General features: G+C 35.7%; 18 protein-coding genes. 2 read left to right on the top strand and 16 right to left on the bottom strand.

The features are described 5' to 3' along the window. Nucleotides 1-628: 628 nt before the first annotated feature. From J5J03_RS14815 to J5J03_RS14825, 3 genes are all read right to left on the bottom strand, one after another. Nucleotides 629-1,912 (bottom strand): IS110 family RNA-guided transposase, encoded by a 1,284-nt coding sequence (locus J5J03_RS14815; protein WP_208587795.1) that lies wholly within the window; start codon nucleotides 1,910-1,912, stop codon nucleotides 629-631. Nucleotides 1,913-2,062: 150 nt separating this feature from the next. Beyond that, nucleotides 2,063-2,923 carry a peptidoglycan-binding protein gene (locus tag J5J03_RS14820; RefSeq protein ID WP_208590563.1) on the bottom strand — a complete coding sequence of 287 codons (861 nt, stop codon included), beginning with the start codon at nucleotides 2,921-2,923 and terminating at the stop codon, nucleotides 2,063-2,065. A 16-nt stretch (nucleotides 2,924-2,939) separates the two neighbouring features. Beyond that, nucleotides 2,940-3,200: a phage holin family protein gene (locus tag J5J03_RS14825; RefSeq protein ID WP_208590564.1), complete on the bottom strand. Its 261-nt coding sequence runs from the start codon at nucleotides 3,198-3,200 to the stop codon at nucleotides 2,940-2,942. Nucleotides 3,201-3,727: 527 nt separating this feature from the next. On the opposite strand from J5J03_RS14825, the gene J5J03_RS14830 reads away from it, so the two are divergent. Together J5J03_RS14830 and J5J03_RS14835 are read left to right on the top strand one after the other, a co-directional pair. Beyond that, the gene (locus J5J03_RS14830; RefSeq protein ID WP_208590566.1) at nucleotides 3,728-4,429 is read left to right on the top strand and encodes a DsbA family oxidoreductase; all 702 of its coding nucleotides are present in this window, start codon (nucleotides 3,728-3,730) and stop codon (nucleotides 4,427-4,429) included. A gap of 263 nt (nucleotides 4,430-4,692) precedes the next feature. Further along, nucleotides 4,693-6,855: a methyl-accepting chemotaxis protein gene (locus J5J03_RS14835; protein WP_208590568.1), complete on the top strand. Its 2,163-nt coding sequence runs from the start codon at nucleotides 4,693-4,695 to the stop codon at nucleotides 6,853-6,855. 382 nt (nucleotides 6,856-7,237) lie between these two features. On the opposite strand, the gene J5J03_RS14840 is transcribed toward J5J03_RS14835, so the two are convergent. The 13 genes from J5J03_RS14840 to J5J03_RS14900 all read right to left on the bottom strand — a co-directional run bounded on the left by J5J03_RS14840 (nucleotide 7,238) and on the right by J5J03_RS14900 (nucleotide 24,839). Beyond that, nucleotides 7,238-7,873 (bottom strand): rhamnogalacturonan acetylesterase, encoded by a 636-nt coding sequence (locus J5J03_RS14840; RefSeq protein ID WP_208590570.1) that lies wholly within the window; start codon nucleotides 7,871-7,873, stop codon nucleotides 7,238-7,240. After that, nucleotides 7,866-8,546, bottom strand: coding sequence for a YesL family protein (locus tag J5J03_RS14845; protein ID WP_208590571.1), 681 nt, complete (start codon nucleotides 8,544-8,546; stop codon nucleotides 7,866-7,868). Before J5J03_RS14845 ends, J5J03_RS14840 begins: the two co-directional genes overlap by 8 nt. 14 nt (nucleotides 8,547-8,560) lie before the next feature. Next, a complete protein-coding gene (locus J5J03_RS14850) occupies nucleotides 8,561-11,077 on the bottom strand; it encodes a glycosylhydrolase-like jelly roll fold domain-containing protein (protein WP_208590572.1) in 2,517 nt (838 codons plus the stop codon). Between the two features lie 21 nt (nucleotides 11,078-11,098). Continuing rightward, nucleotides 11,099-13,432: an AraC family transcriptional regulator gene (locus J5J03_RS14855; protein ID WP_208590573.1), complete on the bottom strand. Its 2,334-nt coding sequence runs from the start codon at nucleotides 13,430-13,432 to the stop codon at nucleotides 11,099-11,101. A gap of 87 nt (nucleotides 13,433-13,519) precedes the next feature. Further along, nucleotides 13,520-14,395, bottom strand: a complete 876-nt coding sequence (locus J5J03_RS14860; protein WP_208590574.1) for a carbohydrate ABC transporter permease — start codon at nucleotides 14,393-14,395, stop codon at nucleotides 13,520-13,522. Nucleotides 14,396-14,425: 30 nt separating this feature from the next. Continuing rightward, nucleotides 14,426-15,319 carry an ABC transporter permease gene (locus J5J03_RS14865; protein WP_407927840.1) on the bottom strand — a complete coding sequence of 298 codons (894 nt, stop codon included), beginning with the start codon at nucleotides 15,317-15,319 and terminating at the stop codon, nucleotides 14,426-14,428. Nucleotides 15,320-15,475: 156 nt separating this feature from the next. Continuing rightward, on the bottom strand, nucleotides 15,476-17,008 hold the full coding sequence (locus J5J03_RS14870; RefSeq protein WP_208590653.1) for an extracellular solute-binding protein: 1,533 nt from the start codon (nucleotides 17,006-17,008) through the stop codon (nucleotides 15,476-15,478). A gap of 364 nt (nucleotides 17,009-17,372) precedes the next feature. Beyond that, complete coding sequence (locus tag J5J03_RS14875) at nucleotides 17,373-18,266, bottom strand: diacylglycerol/lipid kinase family protein (protein WP_208590575.1); 894 nt, start codon at nucleotides 18,264-18,266, stop codon at nucleotides 17,373-17,375. 17 nt (nucleotides 18,267-18,283) lie between these two features. Continuing rightward, entirely contained in the window at nucleotides 18,284-19,501 is a 1,218-nt protein-coding gene (locus tag J5J03_RS14880; RefSeq protein WP_208590576.1) for an EAL domain-containing protein, read from the bottom strand. 99 nt (nucleotides 19,502-19,600) lie between these two features. Then, the gene (gene glnA, locus J5J03_RS14885) at nucleotides 19,601-20,971 is read right to left on the bottom strand and encodes a type I glutamate--ammonia ligase (RefSeq protein ID WP_208590578.1); all 1,371 of its coding nucleotides are present in this window, start codon (nucleotides 20,969-20,971) and stop codon (nucleotides 19,601-19,603) included. A 421-nt stretch (nucleotides 20,972-21,392) separates the two neighbouring features. Continuing rightward, nucleotides 21,393-21,605 (bottom strand): YdbC family protein, encoded by a 213-nt coding sequence (locus J5J03_RS14890; protein WP_231710772.1) that lies wholly within the window; start codon nucleotides 21,603-21,605, stop codon nucleotides 21,393-21,395. A gap of 250 nt (nucleotides 21,606-21,855) precedes the next feature. Further along, the gene (locus tag J5J03_RS14895; RefSeq protein ID WP_208590582.1) at nucleotides 21,856-23,595 is read right to left on the bottom strand and encodes a methyl-accepting chemotaxis protein; all 1,740 of its coding nucleotides are present in this window, start codon (nucleotides 23,593-23,595) and stop codon (nucleotides 21,856-21,858) included. 77 nt (nucleotides 23,596-23,672) lie between these two features. Next, entirely contained in the window at nucleotides 23,673-24,839 is a 1,167-nt protein-coding gene (locus J5J03_RS14900; protein ID WP_208590584.1) for an MFS transporter, read from the bottom strand.

The following is a 24,839-nucleotide window of genomic DNA, read 5'->3' on the forward strand; positions in this document are numbered from 1 at the left end:
ATACTCCCTCTATATACTAACGTATTCTCTTGATTACTCTGTTTTTCTTAGAATTTCATCTACATATCAAGGACTACTTCACATCATAACTGGAGTCAACCAAATCATTTAGGGAATGATGGTGAAAAAGGGTGTACTTAATAAGCCATTCTTTCTGTTTTGAAAAAAATGGTAATTAGTTGTGCTATGATCGCACTCCATTCCCACAGTACTCATGGCGACAAACCCTCCCATATCTCACAGCGTCTTTGCGCATACATTCCTTCGTTCGGTCTATCCATGAAGTGGGGCCGGCGATGCTTTCCTCCAGGGTCATTGCCCGATCGTATATAAGTTTGCCGGCTGCTCCGTGGCTTCAGATGTTGTGTTTGTTTTCTTGATGTCATTCATGTGTTTCTATTTAAGATAATCTTTCATTCATACGCTACTATCGTCTGTAGTCTTTCTTTCACTACACTCTATTCATTGCACGGCTTGATGTGGAGAGGTGGGCATGATACCCTGATCCAACAGAGCCAATTTTTTACCATTTGATTCCTTGGCGAGGAGATCATGCCCATAGAGGCTCCATGTCAAGCCACTTAGGTATAACTGTCATTCCATGAAGAGAACATTACCAAATCTTTTGTTATACGGCATCTTTTAAACGAAAATGTGGGATATCCTGTAACATCTTTTCTGGACGAAAGGCTACTTGTTTCTTTCCAATGGCAAATAATACACGAATTAACTTACAACATAATGCAATTAAGGATTGTTTTTTCTTCAATGGATTTTCTTTTCTTGTCGTAAAATATTCATGTATTGCCTTAAATGCAGGATTGTGATTCACCAATGGCAGAATGACTTTAAACAACAGAGCACGTAATTTCGGGCGCCCTCTCTTCGTGATGATGGTTCTGCCTTTCCATTTACCGGACGTGGCCAGTTTCAAATTTAATCCTGCCAATTTAATGATTTGTTCAGGATGCGTATAGTTGCTTATATCGCCCACTTCTGCATAGAATGATGCGATCGTTACCTTGCCAACCCCTTTCATATCATCCATTTCTTTCACGCCTGGGATGGTATCTAGAAACTCCTCTACCACTTCCCATGCCTCTTCTATTTTCTCTTGAAGCAGGACATATTGTTCCATTAATGTTTTCAGTTTTAACCTAGCTAGGGTTTTTCCTTCTTGTATGCCAACAGAATGTCCGGCAACTTCTTTTAATTGTCGGATCTTTTTCAATCCCACTCCTTTTTTGACTGCTTTACGAATTTCATGCAAGATGGTAATGTCCTCTGTTTGGACGATTTCATCCGGAAACAATCCCATCTTGAGGACTTCCAAAGAGGCTTTTCCTTCCCAGTTGGAAAAGACCGTTGTATATTCAGGAAAATACCGGTCAATCCATTGATGAACACGACCTTTTACTGCTTGAAAATCCTTTATTAATTGCTCGTACAAATTCATACCTTCTCGCAGTTCTGCATAGATACCTTCTGGTAAATTCGGTTCCGAATAACGCCCATCTTGGATGAGACGGGATATTACTCTGGCATCTTTTACATCATTTTTGGTTGGTGAATTATCATCCAATTCTTTTGATTTCTTGACATGAGCCGGGTTGACAACAACGACTTTTAGCTGTTTTCCTTTTAACCAATAAGTTAAAGGTAACCAATAATGTCCCGTTGGTTCCATCCCCATGATAATATCCGTTTTTTCATGCTGGACGCATAATTCATCTTTCCAACACATGAGGCTCTCAAAGCCTTCCCATGAGTTATCAAAGTATAAAGCTTTTCCAAACTGTATGCCACGAAAATCTTGCGCACGTGCAACGTGTTTGTTTTTGGCGATATCAATCCCGATAATTAATGTTTGTTCCGTTACTTGTGATATTTTTTCATTTTGTTTATAATACATAATAGTCCTCCTTGGTTCTAATTAAGGGTCCTTTTCGCTGATCAGCTTTGGACACCTCGTATCATACCAAGGGGGTATTTTTTATTCAATACCCATTTTGCTTTATTACAGGAATGCTTTCCTTACAAAAAAAAGGAGGTCTACCTCCCTTTAAAATAACTTTTGCCATGTTTCAGGACCTACAATTCCATCCACTTTTAAATTATTCCGTTTTTGATATTGTTGCACTTTTCGCTCTGTCTCTGGTCCGAAAATGCCATCTACTTTAGCACCTACTTTACGTTGTATAATTTCAACAATATCTCCTTTGCTTCCTCTTCTGATAATACCAGGATAATTAGCTACTAATGTGGTATTTTTGTCCAGTCTTGCTCTTGTTACTGGACCTACAATTCCATCTACTTTTATACCCTCAGATCGCTGAAATGCTTTTACAGCTGATTCTGTTTCATCTCCAAACACTCCATCTGCCCCATATTTATTTAAGTTAAAACCAAGTTTTATTAACTCTCTTTGAAGATTTCTTACTTCCGTTCCCTCACTTCTTTCTTTTAGTGTTTTATTTGAACTAAACTGATTTAAATAAGACATCGGATTTACGGTAGATGATGGTTTATCAGCACGATATCCATATGGAGGAGCAGCTTCTACTTTTTTACGTATTTCGTAATGCAAATGTGATCCTGTTACATATCCGGTTTGTCCTTGGTAACCAATTACTTGATTATGTGATACTGTTTGGCTACCCTTTACGGCGACAGAATCGAGGTGCGCATAAAGCTGTGCTCTGTTATTCCTATCTCGGATTAACACTACATTCCCATATCCTCCTAAGCCTGTACCATTTTTACCAAAGCCGGCATAGATAACGGTTCCTGAAGTAAAGGCCCGAATTGGTGCTCGATGAGATTTTACTAAATCAACACCTGCATGAAAGTCTCTTGAACCCCTTATTGGATGAATTCTATAACCATACGGACTCGTAATTCGATATCCACGAAATTCTGCCATTGGCTTCCCTCCCTTATTATTCCTTTGCTCTATTACAAGTCTGCTTTACTATTTGATGACTAAATACAGCCAAACCAGTTGCAATAATACCTTCTGAAATGGATCGTATGTTCCAACCATACAAATTACATGCTGCTAGGACTCCAATGGTTAATAAAATCCAAATAATCAGCCAATCAGGTATAAATGGTGTTCTTTTGCAGGCGTATCCGATAAACCAGAGTGCTGGTACGATAAACTGAAAACCCTCCGGTAGCAAATGCCATAAATCATCCATCGAACGAACACCTCCTCTGATCTCTTCATTCGAGTCACTAACCAGTCGAGTTCTTCCGCTTCTAGCAGTATAAAGAAAGACTCATATTACAATATGTATCGACCTCCAATCATGATTTGGCGTTTGACATGGATGCTCTCTTATTTTTATAATCGGTGAGATACTAAAGAAAGTGTCTAAATTAATTTATTATTTTCAAAAAAATGTCTATGCTAAAAAATAGTAGATTAATGTAATTAAATGAGGGAATACCTATTTAAATTAACGCAACAAAGGAAGGGGGAACTATGTCATTAATTAGACATAGGTACATATGAAAAAAGAGGAATCGATTAGCGATAAGGTTGGAAATTGAAGAAATAACTGACGAAGATAACACAGAGAAAGATAAGCCAGACAAATAAACAAAGGGGATTCTTATAAACCGACAGCGCTGTGTAACAAGTAAACACCTTCTTAAGCAAAATGCTTTCTTTGACAGATGTATTTATGTCAGAATAGGATAGAAGCTTAAGAGAGGTGTTTTTATGCAAATTGAAATATGGTCCGATTTTGTTTGTCCATTTTGTTATATTGGTAAAACAAGATTAGAGCAAGCTTTGGAAAGATTTCCACAAAATTTAGATGTTACGATTCAATATAAAAGCTTTGAATTAGATCCAAATGCAGCTAAATATTCAGGGAAAAATATACATGAATCTTTGGCAGCTAAATACAATATGACAATTGAACAAGCAAAAGAAGCCAATCAACAAATTGGTGAACAAGCTAAAGCTGTCGGTTTGGATTTTGTTTTTGACACAATGAAACCAGGTAACACGTTTGATGCACATCGGTTAAGCAAGTATGCACACACACTGAACCGTGAGGCAGAATATATAGATATGATGCTTTATCATTACTTCACTTTATCAAAAGATCTCAGTGATAAACAAACACTTCAGTCCATTACGGATGAGCTTGGTTTTGATCAACAAGAAGTTCAACGTATTTTAGAGGATGAAACAATCCATGCCGAATTAGTCAGGCAAGATGAAGCAGATGCACAACAATTAGGTGTAACAGGTGTTCCATTTTTTGTAATCAACAAAAAATATGCTATTTCTGGTGCTCAACCTATTGAAACATTTATGCAAGCATTAGAAAAAGTAGCAGAAGAAGAAAATAATCAGTTAGAAAATTTAAATCTTCAACATGGTAGTTTTTGCGACGGAGATCATTGCAAATAAACTATCGCTATAGTGCGAAAATAGGCGCTTTCCATTTGAATGGAACAGAGCCTATTTTTTTGCGTTGAATTTAGTTCTTTAGTCCTGATTTTAAGGTAAGGTAAAAAGTTTGCTATTTCTTGTCGTTTATTGAACGAAAACATGTTATAATCTATTTGAACTAATCCTTAATGATTATATACCAATTATCCACCAAGAATATTTACCTACATCAATTATGAAAACCCTTACTAATAAATACTAGAAGTATGGAGGATTTGATTATGACAAACAAATTTATACGCAGAAGTAAAAGCGCTGTCATGAAAACAAAGCAAGTATTGCTAAACACATCAAAAAAAATAGGAAAAGGCGCAAGTAGACTAAAAATAAAAATTCCAAAAAAGAAAGCTAAAGACGCACAACAAGCACTGCAAAACAGTAATGTATCGAGAAAAGATTCGATCAGTACAAAAATACTAATTAGTATATTAGCAACGGTACTTATCAGTGTTTTGATCGTTGGGATTGCTTCTTATTTTATATCTAATAATATTATTAAAGATAAAGTAACAGAAGCTTCCGAGCAAACAATTGTCCAATCTGGGGATAAACTCGATTATCTAATGAATCAATATAAAGATCGGGTAACAGAGATTTTAATGGCTGATAATTTCAGCAATACATTAGCAGAGCTAGATCGCTATGAAGAAACAAATAATTTTGATTATTTCAATTTAAAAAGTACGATTGATGATGCGCTAACACAAATTACTATGATTGATAATAATGTTAGTCTCTACCTCATACATACCGAAAAAGAAAGATTAATCTCTTCTTCGGAAACACTTCCTGAGGAATCCGTTTTTAGTTCTGACTGGTATCAGGGTGCTGTTGAAACAGAAGGTTCGACTGCATGGATTGGTGGTCTTGCTCAAGGAGTTAATGGTACCTCGGAAGAACCTACTGTTGCTTTTGGACAAAAATTAAGAATCAGTGGTACTGAATATATTTTAATAGTTGAATTAGATACTGCCGTATTTAAAGATGCTCTACAGGATGTTAGATTTGGTGAAGAAGGCCTAGTAAGCATGGTAGATCGGGATAATGAAGTCGTCTTTTCTTTCGATCCTGAAGATATAACGCAACCATATGCTTACCAAATCGCCGTTGATTCGGAAGAGAACATGACCGAAGATGATGGGCAACTCATTTTTCAACATGATTCAGATGTAACAGATTGGTATTTAGTAGGCTCTGTCCCTGAAGCAGAATTGACAAAAGATACAACCATTATCTTTTATGTAACAGCAGGTATTGTCCTATTATCGTTAATTATTTCTCTTTTCATTGCGAATGGAATAGTGAAAACAATTGCTCGTCCAATTGCTGATGTTTCTAGTCTGATGGCTTCAGCAGAAAAAGGTGATCTTACTGTGAGATCGAATCATACCTCACGCAAGGATGAAATAGGAGAACTGGCAGAAAGCTTTAATAAAATGCTTGAAAATATTTCCGGAATGATGCATCAAACAAGAGAATCTGCAAACAAAGTATTACATGCTGCTATTGAATTAACTGATATTTCCCAAATGCAATCTCAATCAGCTAAAGAAGTAGCTGCTGCATCAGAAGAAATTGCCAGTGGTGCTACAGGCTTAACAGATGAAGCTGAAAAAGGTAATTCTTTAGCATCCAACATACACGATGAAGTGGAAAATGTCTTCGAAAATAATAGTGAAATGGAAAATCATGCGGTAGAAGTGCTAGAGCGAAGTCATGAAGGTTTAGAAAAAATGAACGAGTTAGTAAGCAAAACAAAAGATGGCGAGCAAATGACAAATGCACTAGTCGAAAAAGTAGATACTTTAAAAGAAAGTACAGAGCAAATCAATCAAGTAATGGAAATGCTCACGAACATAGCTCAGCAAACGAATCTACTTTCGCTCAATGCTGCTATTGAAGCTGCGCGTGCTGGTGAAGCTGGTCAAGGCTTCGCAGTGGTTGCAGACGAAATCAGAAAACTTTCAACTCAATCTAAAGATTCAATTGATAAGGTGGAAGAAATTACGACAGGTATCGTGAATGAAGTAAATGAAACGTTAGAAGTTTTAGAAGAAGCTACACCTCGTTTTAAAGAACAAGTAACACAAGCAGAAGATACACAGATAATTCTAAATGGTGTCGGAGAAAGTATGGGTGCGTTTACTGGTAAGATTCAGCAGGTTACTCAATCTATCCAGCAATTAAGAGATTCACAGGAAGTATTAACTTCAACCATTCACCAAGTAAGTGCAACAGCACAACAGTCTTCTGCGATTAGTGAAGAAGTTTCTGCCACTACAGAAGAGCAATTAAAAGTAAGTGAATCACTTGTTACTACTTCTGATGAGCTAAAACAGCTTTCTGAAGAATTACAAGAAATGATGAAGAAATTTCAGGTGTAGGAGTAGAATATGACTCAGAGGTTAAAAACTACTGAAAATTTTGTCTTATGTGCTAACGTTTGGTTACCCGGACATTTAGTGCGTTATTTGACGGAATAACATCCTTTTTTCGATGTTGGTGGACATTTAATCCCTTATTCAGGTACTTTCGATGAAAATTAGTACTTTTTTCAATGAATAGCGGAATAGATGTCCACCGCATCCTAAAAAAAACCACTTTTATCACAAATAGCGGAACAAATGTCTGCACCCAATCCGAATTTACCGGTGGATCGTGTTTATGTATTTTGTGCATTGGACTATCTCTATTATTTAATCAAAAAATGGTATAAATCTGTTTTATAACAAGAAACGATTTATACCATTTTTGTATTCAAGATACTTATTTTTTATTATCAACTAAAGCTTCGAATTGAAGCGCTATGATTTTAGCCATTTGATCGGCACCTTTTTCTGTAAAGTGCGTGTGATCTTCTCCATTATGTGCAATCATAAAATATGCTTTGGCAGCTTGATAGCCAATGGACTGTATATGAGCATTGCTAAGATTCATTAAATCTATTAAAGCTACATTTTCTTCAGCTGCTACTTCTTTCATAGCATTACAATAATCACCGAAATCCTGCAAAAATTCTCCCTTGACGTAATGTAACCTAGTTACAGGTGTCAACAGTAACGGTATAGCTCGCTTAGCTCTTGCTCCTTCTATATACTGACGAAGAAAATGCTTGTATTCTTGATAAGGCTCTGTATACCTAGCAGGTTTTTCTTTAGTAGAATCATTATGCCCCATCTGAATAAACAAATAATCCTTCTCCCTTATTTCTACTAATATTTCATCCAGTCTTCCTTCTTCTATAAAAGTCTTGGAGCTTCTTCCACCAATAGCATGATTATGGATATCATATCCCTTCAAATACAGACCAAGAAACTGTCCCCATCCTGCTTGAGGATAATCTTGTTTTGGATACATCTGACAGGTAGAATCACTTGCTAGGTAAATACTAGTTTTATTCATAACTCCATTCCCTTTTCTTTGTTTTCATTTCTGCTTCCAGTTGTTCTTCTATCATTTTTTGTTTATGTTCAATCTTCACAAACGTAACATACGTAATATACATGACGACCATACTCGTTAAACTCCCGCCAAATAAAAAGATAAAGACCGGAAATGTTGCAAGTACATAATACAATGTAAATAGTGCCGCTAAAGCATAGATCGTCCTTAAAGGTTGATAAATGGCAATTATAAAGGCATTCTTGAAATATTGTTGAAAACTATTTTGATAATGGACATATAAAGGTAATAAGTACACTACCATTATGAAAAATAGAAATGCAAAAAATAGAAACACACCTTTTATTATCAGATTCCACATGGGATCTGGTAACGAGAAATACTGTAAATTCGTTAACAGCATTAAACCAAACAAACCGGTAATCCATGTTATGCCATTGGCTCTTAGGAATTCTTTTCGATATGTTTGCCAAAATAACTTCCCAATATGGTAGCCTTGATCCCCCATCACCCATTTACGAAACACGGTAAACATGGCTACCGTACTCGGACCTAAACCTAATAAAATCAGCCCGATACAGGAAAAGACGATCCACAAAAAATTGACATATAATAAAAAAAGTACTGCTTCACCAAATTGATAAAATTTCCCTATCCAGCTATCACTATTCATTTGATCACCAACTTTTAAGTATGTTCTATGATTAATTGTATAGGACCAAGTAATCCAGATGGTAATGCTAATTGATCCATTTGATTTGCACTGTTGTTTGTTACTCTTACTTCTAATTGGTTGGTCCCTTCTTTTAAAGCATGTATTGGAATGCTCATCTGATAAGGAGCCCAAAATTGTACATCCGTAAAATGATCATTGAAAATAATTTCCGCTATTTCATAAACTTCACCTAAGTCAAGGATTGCATCCGCTATCGGAAAAATATCTTTTTTTAAATCAAACTCGAAATAGTAACTTATTGTCCCAGAATAATGACGGAGCTTATCGACTGTAGTCCAACTGACTAATTTATCCTTTGACCACTGGAGATAATTTGACTTTTTCGGTGTTTTTTCGGGATCCCATTTAATAGATAATGAACTCAGCCTTGTTTCTCTGTCTAAAGCTTTTTTTACAATTGAAATATTAGGGTCCACTGCAATGATAAGCGAAGATCTTCTTTCTAACTCTAAATATAGCTGCTCATTTTGAAAATACGCTTCTTTTTGTTTTCCAGTCCACGGGTCCCATATTGCAGTTCCACCTTCTTCTTTCAATCCAACTGTACCTTTAAATTGTTCTTCACCTTCATTGACTATTAGATAGAAATAAATTCCTTGTTTTTCTACTAGACTCACTCTGATATCAGGATAGTATTCGTCCAATTGGACCGTTTGATAACGTTTAATATGCTCTATCATTTCAGCTGAGTGATCTAGCTGAGTGATACCGTCCACTTCAGCTTCTCTGCCAACTCTAATAAGTTCTCCGCCTTGATTAACCCATTCCAATAATGTATCCCTTACTTTAGGATGATATTTTCCCCAAGCTATCTGGTCTAATATAACAACCTTATAATACTGATTGGCAATCTTTAAACTGTCACTTACTTCAACTGATTCATCCACAAATAATTTTTCATTTACATAATTAAATTCAATCTGGTTTTGAAATAATTCTTTTGCTGCTTTCCACGGCAAATAGTCATCTTTCGTTAGTATGGCAACTTCAGCTTGATTAACACTATCTGTCATCAGCCAGCTTAACCTCTTCATGTAGGTGCTAAAATATTGATAATATGGCCACCAAACATTATTAGGTCCCACATCTGGCGGTCGTTCATGACTTCTATGCTGACCTTCTATCGAATAATAAAAAGCATGTGGGCAAAACAAATTAACACCCCGAACCGCTAACCAGTCTATATACCATTTCATATCAGCTGCAGACAAATTCCAATTATTATCTACGCCACAAACACCTAAAAATTCATTTATATTTCTTCGGCGACGATAATGTCTCGCAATATCTGCACCACATTTTCCTGCAGTGGAATGAGTGCCTTGTATTCCCTTCTCATCTTCAGGAGCTGCCCACCTCCAAACTACATCCTGCCCTGGTATATGGAATGATTTTAACAAACCAATGTCATCACTTGCAGCTGGATGACCAGTCAATGACAGATTATTTTGCTCACACCATTCACTAATAGGACGGTAATAACTATCGAGCAGTCTTTTATGAAGCGCACGTTTATACCCTTCTTCCACTTCTTCTGCCTTTTTATCTAGCTCAAAAAATAATGCTAGTAAGTCCTCGATATGAAAACCTTCGGCGAAGAAATTATTTTCAAAACCAGATGTCCATGGTATTAATCCTTTCTGAGCATTTCTCCCCAGCATATCTGGTTCATCGGTAAACATCGCAAATACAGTAGTACCAAAATAGTTTCCTACCACTTCTTTGTAACGCTCATGAGTAATATCAATAAACATTCTAACAGCTTCTGGATTTAACAAATCGGCTGACCTTGGAGCATGAATTTCACCGTCATCTTGACCTTCATGAACCCCTCTTATCGTACCCTCTGACTCCATTTCAACAAGTGCAACTAACATCCATTCATCTATGTTACGATTGTTACTTTGGAAAAACTGATCAACAAGCTCATCACGTAAAGTAAACTCTAGCTTATTCTCAACATGTTTCTGTTCTACAATTTCCACATTTAATGGATACTGACAATAAATTTCTTTACTATCAATCACTTGCTCTATTTTACGTACTAAAAATAAAGCTACTAACCGGTCTGATCTTTTGATTGTAAATTTATTATTTTGAAATGTCAGCTGTTGTTCAAAAGCTTTTAAGCCTCGGCTTGCAAAATTTGGATTTCTTTCTACCACTTTACCATTAGCTGCACCTGATGGATACATCGCTTCATCGTATAAAATAACATGCATACCTAATTTACCTGCTTCTATAACAGCAAATTTCACAAATTCCATAAATGCATCTGATAAATATTCCAAATTATCTGGTATGCCTATCCGTGGATGAAGTACAAACCCTTCCACACCTTTTTCTTTAAAATCGTGTATTTGCTTTTTTAGTTCGGTTTTGGATAATTGATCATTCCAGAACCAAAATGGCATTGGCGAATACTCAGATCCTGGATTTTTAAATTGGTTCCATGATAGCTGACTCAAATTTATTCCCCCTCTATATATTTAAGAGCTATTTGATTTTATTTTTCTATACTGACTTGGAGGTACACCTACATGTTTTTTAAAAATACGATTAAAATAACTATGGCGATATCCAACACTTTCTGCTATTTCACTAATTTTCAAGTTTGAATTCAGTAATACTTCCTTCGCTTGATCAAGTCGTACTGTTGTTAAATAGTCAATAAAATTAATACCTAGTACTTTCTTAAATGCTTTACTTAATGTATATGCATTTGTATCAACTTGATCCGCACAACTTTCTAAAGAGATATCTTCCATGTAATGTTCATGTATATATAATGCAACTTCATCTACCAGCTGTTTCATTTCAATATTCATATTATTCTCTACAAAATCCACATATGGTTGTATCACCTTATCTACTAACCATCTTACAATCCATTCTCTTTCTCTTATTTGTGCTAGTTCTTCATACATATTTCGGCCATTATAGAGTACAGTAGGATCAATTCCAGAATGTAATATTTCATGTTGAATCGTACTATATAATTGCATATTACTTGCTTGCACATTCAATTCTTTATTACCGTTCTCAACTAAATAATTGAAAAATTGACGAATGAACGCTTCAGCTTCCTTCGTACGACCTCTTCTTACACATTGAATGATCTCCTTTTCCAATTCGAACGGATAGTACAATTTCTTCTTATATTCTCTTTCTTGCAAATCATTTAAATGGATAATTTGATTTTGATTTTCAAACTCTCGATATCTTTTTCCACGCCCTATTTCCTCAAACAAATGACTGATTTGTTTCACTTGCTCTGTTTTAGAACTAATCGTTATCGTCGCCTTCAAAGCTAAAACTTTATTTATAGCTTCTGTAATTTTTTCTGCTAACACATGCAACGATGTCGGTAAACTCTCTTTATTATTGGGAACGATTAAAAAGATTCCCGCTGAAAGGTCATAATTATTTAAAATCGTGTATTGTTGAAACTGTTCTTTGGTAATATCTTCTGCAATATTAGCCATAGCGAATGTTAGCAAGCTGTCATCTTCTTCATTTATTTTATCTGAGTCATACATCCCTGTAAGCTGAATATCTAAAAGGACAAAAGTATGATCCTTCACACTCCAACCATATTTCTCCATTCTTTGCCTTAAAGAGCCTTCGCTATAATCGTATAAGTATCCCTTGGTTAATTGAACTAAAAAATTTTGTCTTAGTTGTGGTATTTGTTCTGATAATCTTTTTTCTAAATGGCGCCTTTCATCTGTCAAAGCATGAAACTGCTCATGAATTTGTTTAAACTCATCTCTTTTATCTTTTACCCTCTGTTTATCTGGTGTTGTAAGTGTATTGACCAAATTACGAACCGGCTTATATAATCGATTAGATGCAAACCAAGTCATCAAAAATGCTAAAATTAATATCGACAAGCTAGCGACCATGATCACTTTCGATATGGTAACGATAGGTGATGTAATAGCAGATATTGGGGCCGCCGAAACATAAGTCCATGTTGAGCCAATTCGATCAAACTGACCGGATGACACAGAAAAAGTTTCATCCTCCCAGTCTAATTGAAAGGAACTACTACCATTTTGGTTTTTGTTAAGTTCATTTGATAAAACATTCGCTAAATCCTTGTGATTACTGTTTGCCGTAGATAGTAGCACTTCATTTTCCTGATTAAATAGCATTGTAAATCCGTCGCTATATGGAGTTAAAGTTTCGATTAATGAAGCCAACTTCTGTTTATCAATTTTAACTATAATAGCACCAAATGGATGATTAACAACACCTGGAATTTGGTGTGTTAGTACAATATCTTTGGTATACTTGGTATTTTCAGTAAATGGGTCTTCTTGGTCCCAGGTGACATTCTGCCTACCCAAAAGTAATGATTGGTAAGCATCTTCAATACTATTATCCTGGATAAAACTTAAGTATGGTGATAATAATATCGGTTCTCGACCGTTTACAAACAGCTCTACTTCATCAATTAGTGGATGACTCCCTTGTAATATCAGCAATTTTTGCTTTAAGTCTCTAGTTTTCTGAAATTCGCTGACATAATCCATATTTATTAACTGCGAATTAAAAATCGGTTCAAATGCCCAATAGCTTAAAGATTCCTCTAGATAGTTAAATTGATCATCAATGTTCTGGGCTCGATCATTAATTTCCTCCACATGGATTTTTCGTAATTCTTCTTCAGTCGAATATAATCCGAAAGTATAAATTCCAATAGCGGAAACAATACCTGGTATGGACGTGATAAAAAGAATCATTAAAAAACTTCTGCGAAAATATTTACTGCTCCACCGATTATCAACCCAATTTCTAATCTTTGTCCAAAAATTCATTTACGCTCACCTCTTATTCATATAAGCATACCACATTTTGTAAGCGTTATCATGCAGTGAAGAACAATTAAGGAATATAGAACTAGATTATCCTTTCACAGATCCTAGTAAGATTCCTTTCGCAAAATGTTTTTGTAAAAATGGATAGAATACAAGAATCGGGAGTGTTGCTACTACTACTACAGCCATTTTTAAAGACTCTTCAGGTGGATCGGTGAGCATCGTATCCATTGTACCAAAATCTACATTGGCGACCATTATTAATTGTTGTAATAATAATTGCACTGGCCATTTTGCACTATCACTAATATATAGTAATGCATTAAAGAAATCATTCCAGTAAAATACCGCATAGAACAGCGTAAATGTTGCGATTACTGGCTTTGACAGTGGAATGACTATTCTCCAAAACACACCCATATCTGAACAGCCATCAATACGTGCTGCCTCTTCCAATTCAGTTGGGAGGTTTTGAAAGAAACTTTTGACAATGATCAGATAGAATGGATTGATTGCGACTGGTAATATTAATGCCCATAAGGAATCTAATAATCCTAAACTTCGAACAACGATATAGGTTGGAATCATACCACCATTAAATACCATCGTAAATACAACCAAGTTTAAGATGATATTTCGCCCTAACAAATTTTTCCTGGATATTGGATAAGCCATAGACATCGTTAATAATAAACTTACTAATGTACCTAATATAGTGACGAGGACAGAAACACCGATACTGCGAACAAATGTATTGGTCGAAAATATATAATCATACGCCGCAGTAGTAATCGTTTCAGGTACTAGAAAAAAAGGTCTGGCTGCTATTTCTGCTTCTGTAGCAAATGATGCTGCGATTACATAAACAAATGGTATAAATGTTACTAACCCCATTAAAATTAATACGATATGGTTAAACACATCAAATACACGTCCTAATGGCGTGTTGTGCATCTTGTGCATGTGAGCTTCCCCCTTTGATTAACACTTCTATTAGAATAGACCTGTTTGCCCCATTTTCTTGGCAAAATAATCGGCACCATATATCAGGATAATACCAACAACTGCTTTAAATAAACCAACTGCTGTACTATAACTAAACATACCTTGGGTTATCCCTACAAAATAAACATACGTGTCAAATACATCTGCAACATCTCTGTTTAATGAATTGGTCATTAAGTAGATTTGCTGGAAACCTTGATCTAAAAAATTCCCTAATCGTAATATTAATAAAATCACAATGGTACTTCTTAATGCTGGTAATGTAACGTGCCACATTCTTCTGAACCGTCCTGCACCATCCATAATTGCTGCCTCATATTGTTCAGCACTAACACTTGCTAATGCAGCTAAAAAGATAACCGTTCCCCAGCCTGTTTCTTTCCAAATAACTTGTGCGATAATCATGGGCCGAAACCAGTCTGGACTCGAAAGAAAGTTAATTTTCTCACCGGTAAAAAATTCTACCACTGCGTTCACTGCACCACCACTAGTTGTCAAAAATACATACGTTATACTAGCGATGATAACCCATGACATAAAGTGTGGTACATAAACCAATGTCTGAATCGTACGTTTGAAAAATTGCATTCTTACTTCATTTAATAATAACGCGACGATAATCGGAGCCGGAAAAAAGAATATTAAATCATAAAAGGCTAAGATTAATGTGTTGCGTAACAATCGGATAAAATCAGGGTTTTGAAAGAAATTGATAAAATGATCAAATCCAACCCAATCACTAGACCAAAAACCTCTAAATGGTGAATAGTCTTGGAAGGCCATCAATACTCCCCACATTGGTAAATATTTAAATAGAATAAAATATAAAGCACCTGGAATCAATAAAAAATACAGCCATTTATCACGCAATATTCTTTGCATATTCGTTAATTGACTTGTCGAGACAACGACATCGTTTTTTGCTTTTTTAGACTTCATACTCAGTTGTGTCAATGGTTTCCCCCCTGAATAAGCGGATATCTGTTATTTACGCTATCAAGCATAGATAACAGATATCCAACCCAACATTATAAGAAATTATTGTGTTGCTTGGTATAATTCATTTATTTCTTCGATATATTCTTTACCACCAGAGTTCATCCACAATTCTTCTGCTTCATCTAGTCCTGCTTCATCTATCTGACCAACAATATATTGAATTTTTGCATCTAAAATAATGTTATCCAGTTGTTCGCCTTGTCGACTATATATTTCAGAAACAAAAGGTTCTGCAGGGTTTCCGACAACTATCTCCTCATTCGTTTCTAATACTTCCTCTTCTTTTTCTTCCAGTTCTTGCAGTGGCTTTTCTAAATATCGATCTTCTGGGACAAAGGTTAGCAATTGGTTCGTGTCTTCATGTTCATAAATCAACGACTGATCAGTGGTTGGTGTATATACACCATCTTCCATCTCATAATGTCTACCTTCAATTCCATTGAACGCTAGTGTCTGACCTTCTTCCGAACTCATATCATCCATAAATTGTAATACTTTATGCAGCTCTTCTTCCGTTTCAACAGCCTGCTTAGAAATGGCATACATCATGCTATATCCGGAAGTAGGTAGATTATATAAACCATTTGGTCCTTCAACAGCACCAAATACATCTACCGTCCCTTCTAATGATGGATCTGCATCTATCATTTGATCTTGGTTTCTGCTTGCAGCATCTACCACATCGACAATGATTCCTGCTTCTCCATTCACAAAAGCGTCATGCCACTTGGCAGGATCCATTACTGCAAAATCTTCATTTACTAATCCTTCATCATACATTTTTTTAAAGAAATCTAAGGCTTCTCGATAGTTAGGGTCCTGGAAGTGTGGATAGAGTGTACCGTCATCTGCAACTCCCCATTTATTTGGAACACCAAACCATGTTTGCATGATATCCCAAGGTCCCTCATATTCTGATACAATCGTACCAAGTGTATCGTCCTGACCGTTACCATCAGGATCATCATGTGTAAAGGCATACATCACATCATAAAATTCGTCAATTGTAGTTGGTGTTTCCAGTCCTAAATTGTCGAGCCAATCTTGTCTAATTGTAACTCCCATACGTCCTAATGGTCTGGAACGATAAATACCATAAATCTTTCCGTCAATAGATATGTTATTTAGCACAATATCATTCATTTGACTTAAATTTTCATAATCATCAAGATAATCTGTTAAATCCCAAAATGCACCGTCATGAACAGCATTTATAAAACTTGATGTTTTTCCCGTTAAAATTAATGAAGGAAGATCTCCAGATGCAAGTGTGATATTAAAACGTTCATCATAATTACTATTTGGAACAAACGTAATATCTAAATTTGTGTTTGTGAATTCTCCAATTGCTTCTACAACAGGACTATCATTACCAGGTGGTTCTGGTGAATGCGATGTCGTCATAATGGAGATGTCATATGCATCTTCAGATCCATCACCTGAGTTGGTTTCAGATGACGCATCGTCCCCGCCCTCATCTGTAGAACTACTAGTATCACTATCGTCACTACACGCGACTAATATGGAACTAAGTAATAAACTAAATAATAACAATAACAGACTCTTTTTCATTTTCAATTCTAATTCCTCCCCTTTTTCATCATGAATTAATAATCAACTCTTTAGTGAAATTGTGATGAGTTATTCACCCCCACCTATTTAATCTCGTCACATCCTGTAACGGCTTAGATAAAATATAAAACGCTTTCATTTTTCCTACAATAGTCATTTTTTGTCCTCCAAACTGAATAGTTGAGAAAAGTCGATTCTTATTATGTATCCAAAAAATTAATATCACTTTTTTATCCTATTATCACTTTTTTGCAATCCGTTTCATATTAAGAATAGTCTGCTCTTCAATAAAATATATACCATCTTCCCCAAACAAAAACCTCCATGTAGATGGAGGTCAATGGTAATTCTAAATCCAATCTGTTTAGCTCTTTTGAAATAATACTTTTATGTGTTTCTCTAGAATTGACAAAGACAGAGGGGTGGCATGACCTTCATCCCCATCTATATTAGTTACCTTTTTAGGATTTGCATCAATCTTGATAGATTTAGCCTTCCAATAAGCTACCTGTTCATGATCCTTAAGCATTCCATTCCATAAATTTGAAAGCATCGAAACACTATCAAAACCCGAGATCTCTTTAATCGCATATACATGCAAGTAGCCATCATCTGCTTTCACTTCTTTCATTACATGTTGCAAGCCAGCTACAGTATCGGTGACTGTAATAAGAACAAGCATCGCTTCTAACTGCTTCAGTTCATTTTCATATTCTACTGTGACAGTAAATGTGTCTTGTTTAGTATATTGCTTCACACCCTCAATGAAGTATGCAAGTGAACCAAGCTTGGATTTTTGCTCTGAAGTAACTTCATAAGTTGCTTCTGCAATTGCCCCTAAATTAACAAGGTTCATAAAATAAGTGTTATTAATTTTACCAATGTCCGTTAATCTTTCGACAGGATTTTCTAACACTTGTATTGCCTCTTTTGGCTTTAAGGGGATATCAAGAGCTTTAGCAAAGTTATTTACGGTACCCAATGGAATTATATGTATTACTGGTCGGTATTCTTTCTCTGCAATACCACTTAATACTTCATTTACCGTTCCATCTCCACCCATTACCGAGATGATGTCCATCATTTTTTTACATGCTTCTGCAGCAAAATTTTCCGCATCATTTTCATTCTTAGTTTCTTTCACTGTGACATGGTATCCCATTGTAATTAGCATATTTTCTGTATCATCTATAAATACAGTACTCTTTTCTTCACCAGAACTAGGATTAACGATTATCATTGCCTGTTTTGATATCAATCAGTTTTCTCCTTTCATTACCACAACAAATCTTCGTTCTCATCCATATACATCGGCGAAATATCCATAAATAAATATAAGGAATCAGCTAACGGATAGGAGAAAGTACGAATCCTATCACCTGTTTCAATATCATTGTACAGATCAGAAAGAATCCCAGATTGTTCCTCTTTCATGCGAATAACATTTTCGATAAAATACGGACGCCAACTCCAATTTTTCCCTTTTATCGTCTCATCCCATACCCAACCTTGATCCATATGAACAAAGTTAACGGTTTTTTGAAACCCATCTTCATCAGTTACATAAATTCGAAAAAAGATATGTTCCATTTCTTTTGCAAGACTATCAACTTGTTCATCTAAACTCTTATTCTTCTTCACTAGCTGCCATTTTTCTTGAACCTGTTGATTTAGTGTGGCTGTCAGCTGGTATTTAGTAGTCAGTTTGGATCTTTCCACCTCAATAAACTGTTGAATATTTTGACGAAAACGTTCTTTCAATACGTCTTTTGCTACGAAAGCAACCGACGTTTCGGCGAGAAAGCTCCCTTGGTAAAATCGACCATTGTTCCTCCATGCATAATGAAAGTGGTAATTGGACGTAATACCGTCAAATAATAATTCGGCTCCAAGCTTACGTGCAAGTAATGATAAGGAATAAATGATGCCATGAAAACCATTAGAATTTGATTCACTTTGAAGTGCTTGCAAATCAACTTTTAAAATATCAGGTTCCATGAGGTTAATCCGATCTAAATTACTTGCTCCTGTTCCCAGATCATCAATGGCTACTTTCACCCCCATCGTTTTTAAATATTTGAATGTATGTATCACCAGCTCAATATCTCCACGAAATTGATGTTCGGTGATTTCGATTACAATTTTGGAAAGATCAAGACCTTTTTCCTGATACTTTAATAGATGATTTAGAAACTGATCTTCTTTATCTAAGAGAAAATAATTCGCATGCACATTCAAATACAAATGCTCTTCCATTCCTTGCTCAACATACTGTCTTAATGCCTTGTCTTGAACCTTTTGATCGATTTCCATTTTGAAATCATCCGGCACATTCGTATCATGGAAAAATGAACCTAAAGGAATAACTTGATTATCTATTTCCAATCTACCTAACACTTCATAACCAGTCACTTCATGACTATCCGCACTGAAAATTGCTTGGAAATAAGGTTTCACTTTATCTACATGCATCATTACATCTAAAGGATCCATCTTGATTCCCCTCTCTTACATTAATTGTAACCGCACATATTGTTTTATTCAAAAAAATAGTCTGAATCCGATTGGAATTCAGACTATTCACTACTTTGTTTAAAATTTCGCTTGATATCGATCTAATTCCCATTCTGTAACCGCGATACGATAACTATCCCACTCATCTTGTTTCAATGATAAGTATTCATTTAACGCATAATCACCAAGAACTTTTTTCCCAATTGCACCAGCTTTTAATGCTTGAATAGACTCACCTAATGTTGTTGGTAAGTTTTCAATACCGCGCTCTTCACGTTCTTCATCACTCATGCTAAAAATATCATCGACTGTTTCTACAGGTGCTTGTAATGATTTTTCTACACCATCGATACCAGCCGCTGCAATACTAGCATAAGCGTAGTAAGGGTTAGCACTTGGATCTGGACAACGAATTTCGACACGAGTTCCTGCACCGCGAGTAGCTGGAATACGAACTAATGCAGAACGGTTGGACGCAGACCATGCGATGTAACAAGGCGCTTCATAACCTGGTACTAGACGTTTATAAGAATTTACTAGCGGATTTGTAAATGCAACAAATGATGGTACGTGGTGCAACAACCCCGCGATAAATGAATATGCGGTTGCTGATAGTTCACGAGAATCAGATTCATCATAGAAAGCATTTTTTCCTGCTTTTTCATCGAATAGAGACATATTCACGTGCATTCCGTTGCCATTTTCACCAAATACCGGTTTCGGCATGAATGTAGCACGTAAACCGAATTGCTGTGCTACAGTTTTTACAACCCATTTAAATGTAGTAGCATTATCTGCAGTTGTTAATGCATCATCGAATTTAAAGTTGATCTCGTGCTGCCCTTGCGCAACCTCATGGTGAGAAGCTTCAATAGTAAAGCCCATTTTTTTCAATGTTTTATAGATTTCCAAACGAACGCGTTCACCTAAATCGTACGGTGCTGGTTCGAAATATCCACCTTGGTCATGTACTTGTTGAGTTGGCTGACCTTTTTCATCTGCTTCAAATAAAAAGAACTCCAATTCTGGCCCTACGTTAACTGAAAAACCTTTTTCTTTTGCTTTATCTATTGTTTTTTTTAGAATATTTCGCGGGTCTCCTTCGAACAAAGAACCATCAGGGTTTGTAACACTGCATAAAAAACGCGCTTCTGAGTAATCTGATTCTTCTGTCCACGGTAATACTGCGAATGAGTTTAGATCCGGTAATAAATATAAGTCTGATTTATTAATCGGTGTAAACCCTGTGATAGATGAACCGTCGAACATTGTTTTTCCTTCGACAACATCATCTAATTGTTCTGCTGTTACCGTCACTTGTTTTAATGTTCCTTCGATATCAACGAATTGTAAATGTAGTAATTCTACATGTTTTGTTTTGATTTCTTCTTTAATCGTTTCTAGTTGTGAGACAGTGTCCACTGTTTTCTCTGGAGCAATTGTTGCCATTCTTCATTTCCCCTTTTCCATGTAACTTTATTTAACATCTTTTGTTATTAACAATCCTACAATAGGCCGAAATAAATCGTCATGACTTTTGTAAGAAAATCTGACAAACTTTTTTAATAAAATTTAGCTTTCTTCCAATCTATTACGGGTTCTGATGACTGTCACATCGCCTGACTTGAGAATTTATCAAATACTATAAAAAATTCATAAAAAGGAAAAGAGTTTTATATGTAGCAGGTTCAATAGAGAATCAAATTACTATTTACTTTTTTCGAAAGAACCTCTCGGAGACAAAGGTACACTACATATCAAGCAAACTTAAGCTATCAAGCACTTTGGAACACACCCTATAACCGGCAAGAATGAATTTTCGTAAAATTAAAAACCCGGCTCCTCATTATGGATACCGGGTTTACACTCATTAACCTTGAACAAATGCTTTTAATGCTTGCCATTCCTCTGAGGTAAGGGTTACACCTTTTCCCATTTTTTCGTGATCTGGTGACCAATCACGAATATCGTATTTTGGCTCACGATCATTCCAGCTAATAAGATTAACTTCTTTACGCCATCCCTTTGGTGATTCAGAAAGGACAGTCACTTGTTCTATAATCTCATATTTAATACCTGCCAAGTTTAAAAACCTCCTGTTATGATTCCACATTCAAAAATCCGTTTATTAAGGGAGACTTATCAGGTTTTTAGCGTCTGTTATTCCTCACTTAGCTTTCTTGTGTTACCTCAATCTTGAAGCGGGGATCTTACAGACGTATAGTAACGTGATAAAAAAGGAAAGCAAAGGCTGCTACTAAATATCTCCCTGTCTTCTCTATATTTTAATTGAAGAAACAGGGAGCTTCAACCATTATGTGAAGTACACATGGTTAGGATAGTTTGTATTTATCAATTAAATCTCTTAAATCCTGATTCAAGCTTGTTAAAGTTTCTGCTGAGCTTGCAACATTACTGATAGCATTTATTTGTTCATCTATGGTAGAAGTAATTTCTTCAATTGATGCTGCTGTTTCTTGAGACACACTTGAGATACTCTCTACATTTTCATTCATTTTCTCTGCTTCTGTTGAAATTCCACCTATTTCTTCTTTCACCTTAGTAATAGCTTTAACAATGTCCTTTACTGCTTGTTGCATATCCATAAACCTTGTTTCCGTCAGCTTCACATCATTATTTAGTCCCTCTGATAACATACGATTCTCTTCTACAGCTTTTACCGTTTTTTCTGTTTCTGACACAATGGTTGACACAACATTTTGGACATTATGTGTCCCCTCTTTAGATTGTTCTGCAAGCTTACGAATCTCATCTGCTACGACAGCAAATCCTTTTCCATATTCACCAGCTCTAGCTGCTTCAATACTTGCATTTAAAGCTAGAAGATTCGTTTCTTCCGCTACATGCTCAATCGTATCCATAACCTCTGTTATGTTTTGAACTTTTTGATGTAATTGACGAATGTCATTCGAAATTTCATTCGCTCTAGTGACTGAATGTTGGTTTGATTCCTGAAGCTTTGCAACAATATCAATACCTTCATTTGATAAAGATTCTGTTTTATGTGAGATGTCGTCCATTTTTTCGGTTTGTTTCCTCATCTGATGAATGGCTTCTGTTAACTTCTCTACGCGATAGTGGATATCTTCTAGATCATTCGCTTGTTCTTGTGTACCTTTTGAGATTTCGTTCATCGCATCACCAACTTCTTCACTACTTGCCGACGTTTCTTCCGAAATAGCTGATAAATCAGTTGCTGAATCTAATAACTGATCGCTAGATTTCTGAACATTTGTAACAAGGTTCCTCAACTCTGTAGACATTTGATTAAAGGAACGAGCTAATATCCCAATTTCATCTGTTGATTCTGGTAAATCAGATTCACTAATGTTTCCATTTGCAATATTGGTTGCTTGTGACGTTACTTCTTTTAATAACTTTAATTTCTTTCTTGTTAAAAAATAAAACAATATAGAGCTTGTTATAATAATTATTATTGTAATTGCGAAAATAACAAATTGTAATACATTTAACCCTTCATATAACTCATCTTGAAATACCGCAACACCAACTGTCCAGTCCCATGGTTCAAAATACCTCATATAAGCGGTCTTATTACGATAGCTACCGTCTGGTTGTTCGTCATTATATTCTGCAAATCGATTTGAAGGATCACTATTTGCTCCTGCCGCTATCAAACGAGCGCGATTATTCCTGTTTAATTCATCAGCTGGTTCTCCCCCAATTTTACTAGGGTGAAGTTGCAATACTAAATCTTGATCATAAGCAAGTACATAACCACGATCTTTATAAACAAAATTTGTCTGTGTATAATCATACTCATTATTTTCATTAACAGGTCCATTTAATATTTCTCTTGCTTTATCTTTCGCTTCTGCTTCTGTTAAATCTCCTGCTTCCACTTCTTCATTCAAAAACTCTAGAACAGTGTATGCACCATCCGTAATTTTCTGTAATTCACTTTCTCCTGATTCTAGAAGTTGATCTTTGGCTACTTGATAACTGAAGATACCGATGACGATACCGGTAACTGCTGTAATTACTGTAATTAATGCGATTAACTTTACTGAGATACTTTGCATTTTTTTCATGTTGTACTCCCCCTCCTATGCTTTATATCGACAAATTTCTCGAAATTTCAATGAAGGGAGAATAAAATCAATCGAAGTTAATCATTATTATAATGTCTATTTAAAAAAGTAAATAATAATAAAATCATGAGCACAAAAACGGTAAGAAAGATAAACATTTGTGAAAAGCTAGTATAATTAATGATCACCCCTAAAACAAAGGAGCCTAGGGCTATCCCTGTATCATATAATGTATAAAACGTTGCAGTAGCATGGCCGCTTCGATGCATTTTCACATTCGAAACTGCTATCGTTAAGAAAAATGGTAACAATGAACCATAACCGACACCGATCACAGCAGCAGCGATCAAAAACGTTATCGCATGATTAGAAAAGCTTAACATGAATAACCCAAAAGAAAATAAAACCATACAAGGAATAATGATCGGCTTTGGTCCTCGAAGATCGAACTGTTTTCCTAAATAAGGTCTTGATAAAAGCATCGTTACTGCAAACACAACAAAGAAGTAATTGGATACATGATCTAATCCACGTGCATTAGCATAAACAGAGATAAAGGAAACAATACTTGCATAAGCAAAAGCAATCAGCAAGCCGATAAATGAAATAGAGACTGCTTCTTTCTCAAGTAATTCCTTCCACTTAAATGAAGTGCCTTTTGGCTGATCGGTAGGTTTTACCTCTTTCGCTTGAACGAAAAAGCTAGAGATCACACTTAAAACCGTAAACAGGTTAAGCATAATAAATAAGTTATAATACGAAGTAAACTGGATTACTGTAAGACCTATAAAGGGACCAAAGACAACTGCTAAATTCATTGCCATTGTAAAATATCCAAGTCCTTCTCCACGCCTTTTAGCTGGAACAATATCTGCAGCAATTGCAGATGTTACGGTTGTAACAATCGCAAATGATAGTCCGTGAATAAAACGAAGTACTAGCATTGTCATAAAAGAGTCTACAAATAAATAAAAAATCATCGTCATCGCAAACAGGATACTACTGATTAATAACATTTTACGTTTGCCAAATTTATCGAGAATAGTACCAGAAAATGGTCTTAACAATATTGCAGCCAACAGCATGGCAGTGACAACGAGACCACTTTGTGCCTCCGTAGCATCCCACTTATCGATCACATACAACGGTAATGTGGTTAGTAACGAATAAAAAGTGATAAAAATAAACAGATTCACTGCCGCTATACTTATAAAATTCTTCGTCCATATTCTTGGTTGGGACAT

The sequence above is a fragment of the Gracilibacillus suaedae genome (assembly GCF_017599345.1).
GTDB lineage: Bacteria > Bacillota > Bacilli > Bacillales > Amphibacillaceae > Gracilibacillus > Gracilibacillus suaedae.

Excerpts from the sequence above, each read along its gene's own strand:
- J5J03_RS14830 (WP_208590566.1), top strand. The coding sequence starts at position 3,728 with ATGCAAATTGAAATATGGTCCGATTTTGTTTGTCCATTTTGTTATATT.
- J5J03_RS14900 (WP_208590584.1), bottom strand. The coding sequence starts at position 24,839 with ATGTCCCAACCAAGAATATGGACGAAGAATTTTATAAGTATAGCGGCA.
- J5J03_RS14880 (WP_208590576.1), bottom strand. The coding sequence starts at position 19,501 with ATGGATCCTTTAGATGTAATGATGCATGTAGATAAAGTGAAACCTTAT.
- J5J03_RS14840 (WP_208590570.1), bottom strand. The coding sequence starts at position 7,873 with ATGAATAAAACTAGTATTTACCTAGCAAGTGATTCTACCTGTCAGATG.
- J5J03_RS14825 (WP_208590564.1), bottom strand. The coding sequence starts at position 3,200 with ATGGATGATTTATGGCATTTGCTACCGGAGGGTTTTCAGTTTATCGTA.
- J5J03_RS14855 (WP_208590573.1), bottom strand. The coding sequence starts at position 13,432 with ATGAATTTTTGGACAAAGATTAGAAATTGGGTTGATAATCGGTGGAGC.
- J5J03_RS14870 (WP_208590653.1), bottom strand. The coding sequence starts at position 17,008 with ATGAAAAAGAGTCTGTTATTGTTATTATTTAGTTTATTACTTAGTTCC.
- J5J03_RS14820 (WP_208590563.1), bottom strand. The coding sequence starts at position 2,923 with ATGGCAGAATTTCGTGGATATCGAATTACGAGTCCGTATGGTTATAGA.
- glnA (WP_208590578.1), bottom strand. The coding sequence starts at position 20,971 with ATGGCAACAATTGCTCCAGAGAAAACAGTGGACACTGTCTCACAACTA.
- J5J03_RS14845 (WP_208590571.1), bottom strand. The coding sequence starts at position 8,546 with ATGAATAGTGATAGCTGGATAGGGAAATTTTATCAATTTGGTGAAGCA.
- J5J03_RS14815 (WP_208587795.1), bottom strand. The coding sequence starts at position 1,912 with ATGTATTATAAACAAAATGAAAAAATATCACAAGTAACGGAACAAACA.
- J5J03_RS14835 (WP_208590568.1), top strand. The coding sequence starts at position 4,693 with ATGACAAACAAATTTATACGCAGAAGTAAAAGCGCTGTCATGAAAACA.
- J5J03_RS14895 (WP_208590582.1), bottom strand. The coding sequence starts at position 23,595 with ATGAAAAAAATGCAAAGTATCTCAGTAAAGTTAATCGCATTAATTACA.
- J5J03_RS14865 (WP_407927840.1), bottom strand. The coding sequence starts at position 15,319 with ATGCAAAGAATATTGCGTGATAAATGGCTGTATTTTTTATTGATTCCA.
- J5J03_RS14860 (WP_208590574.1), bottom strand. The coding sequence starts at position 14,395 with ATGCACAAGATGCACAACACGCCATTAGGACGTGTATTTGATGTGTTT.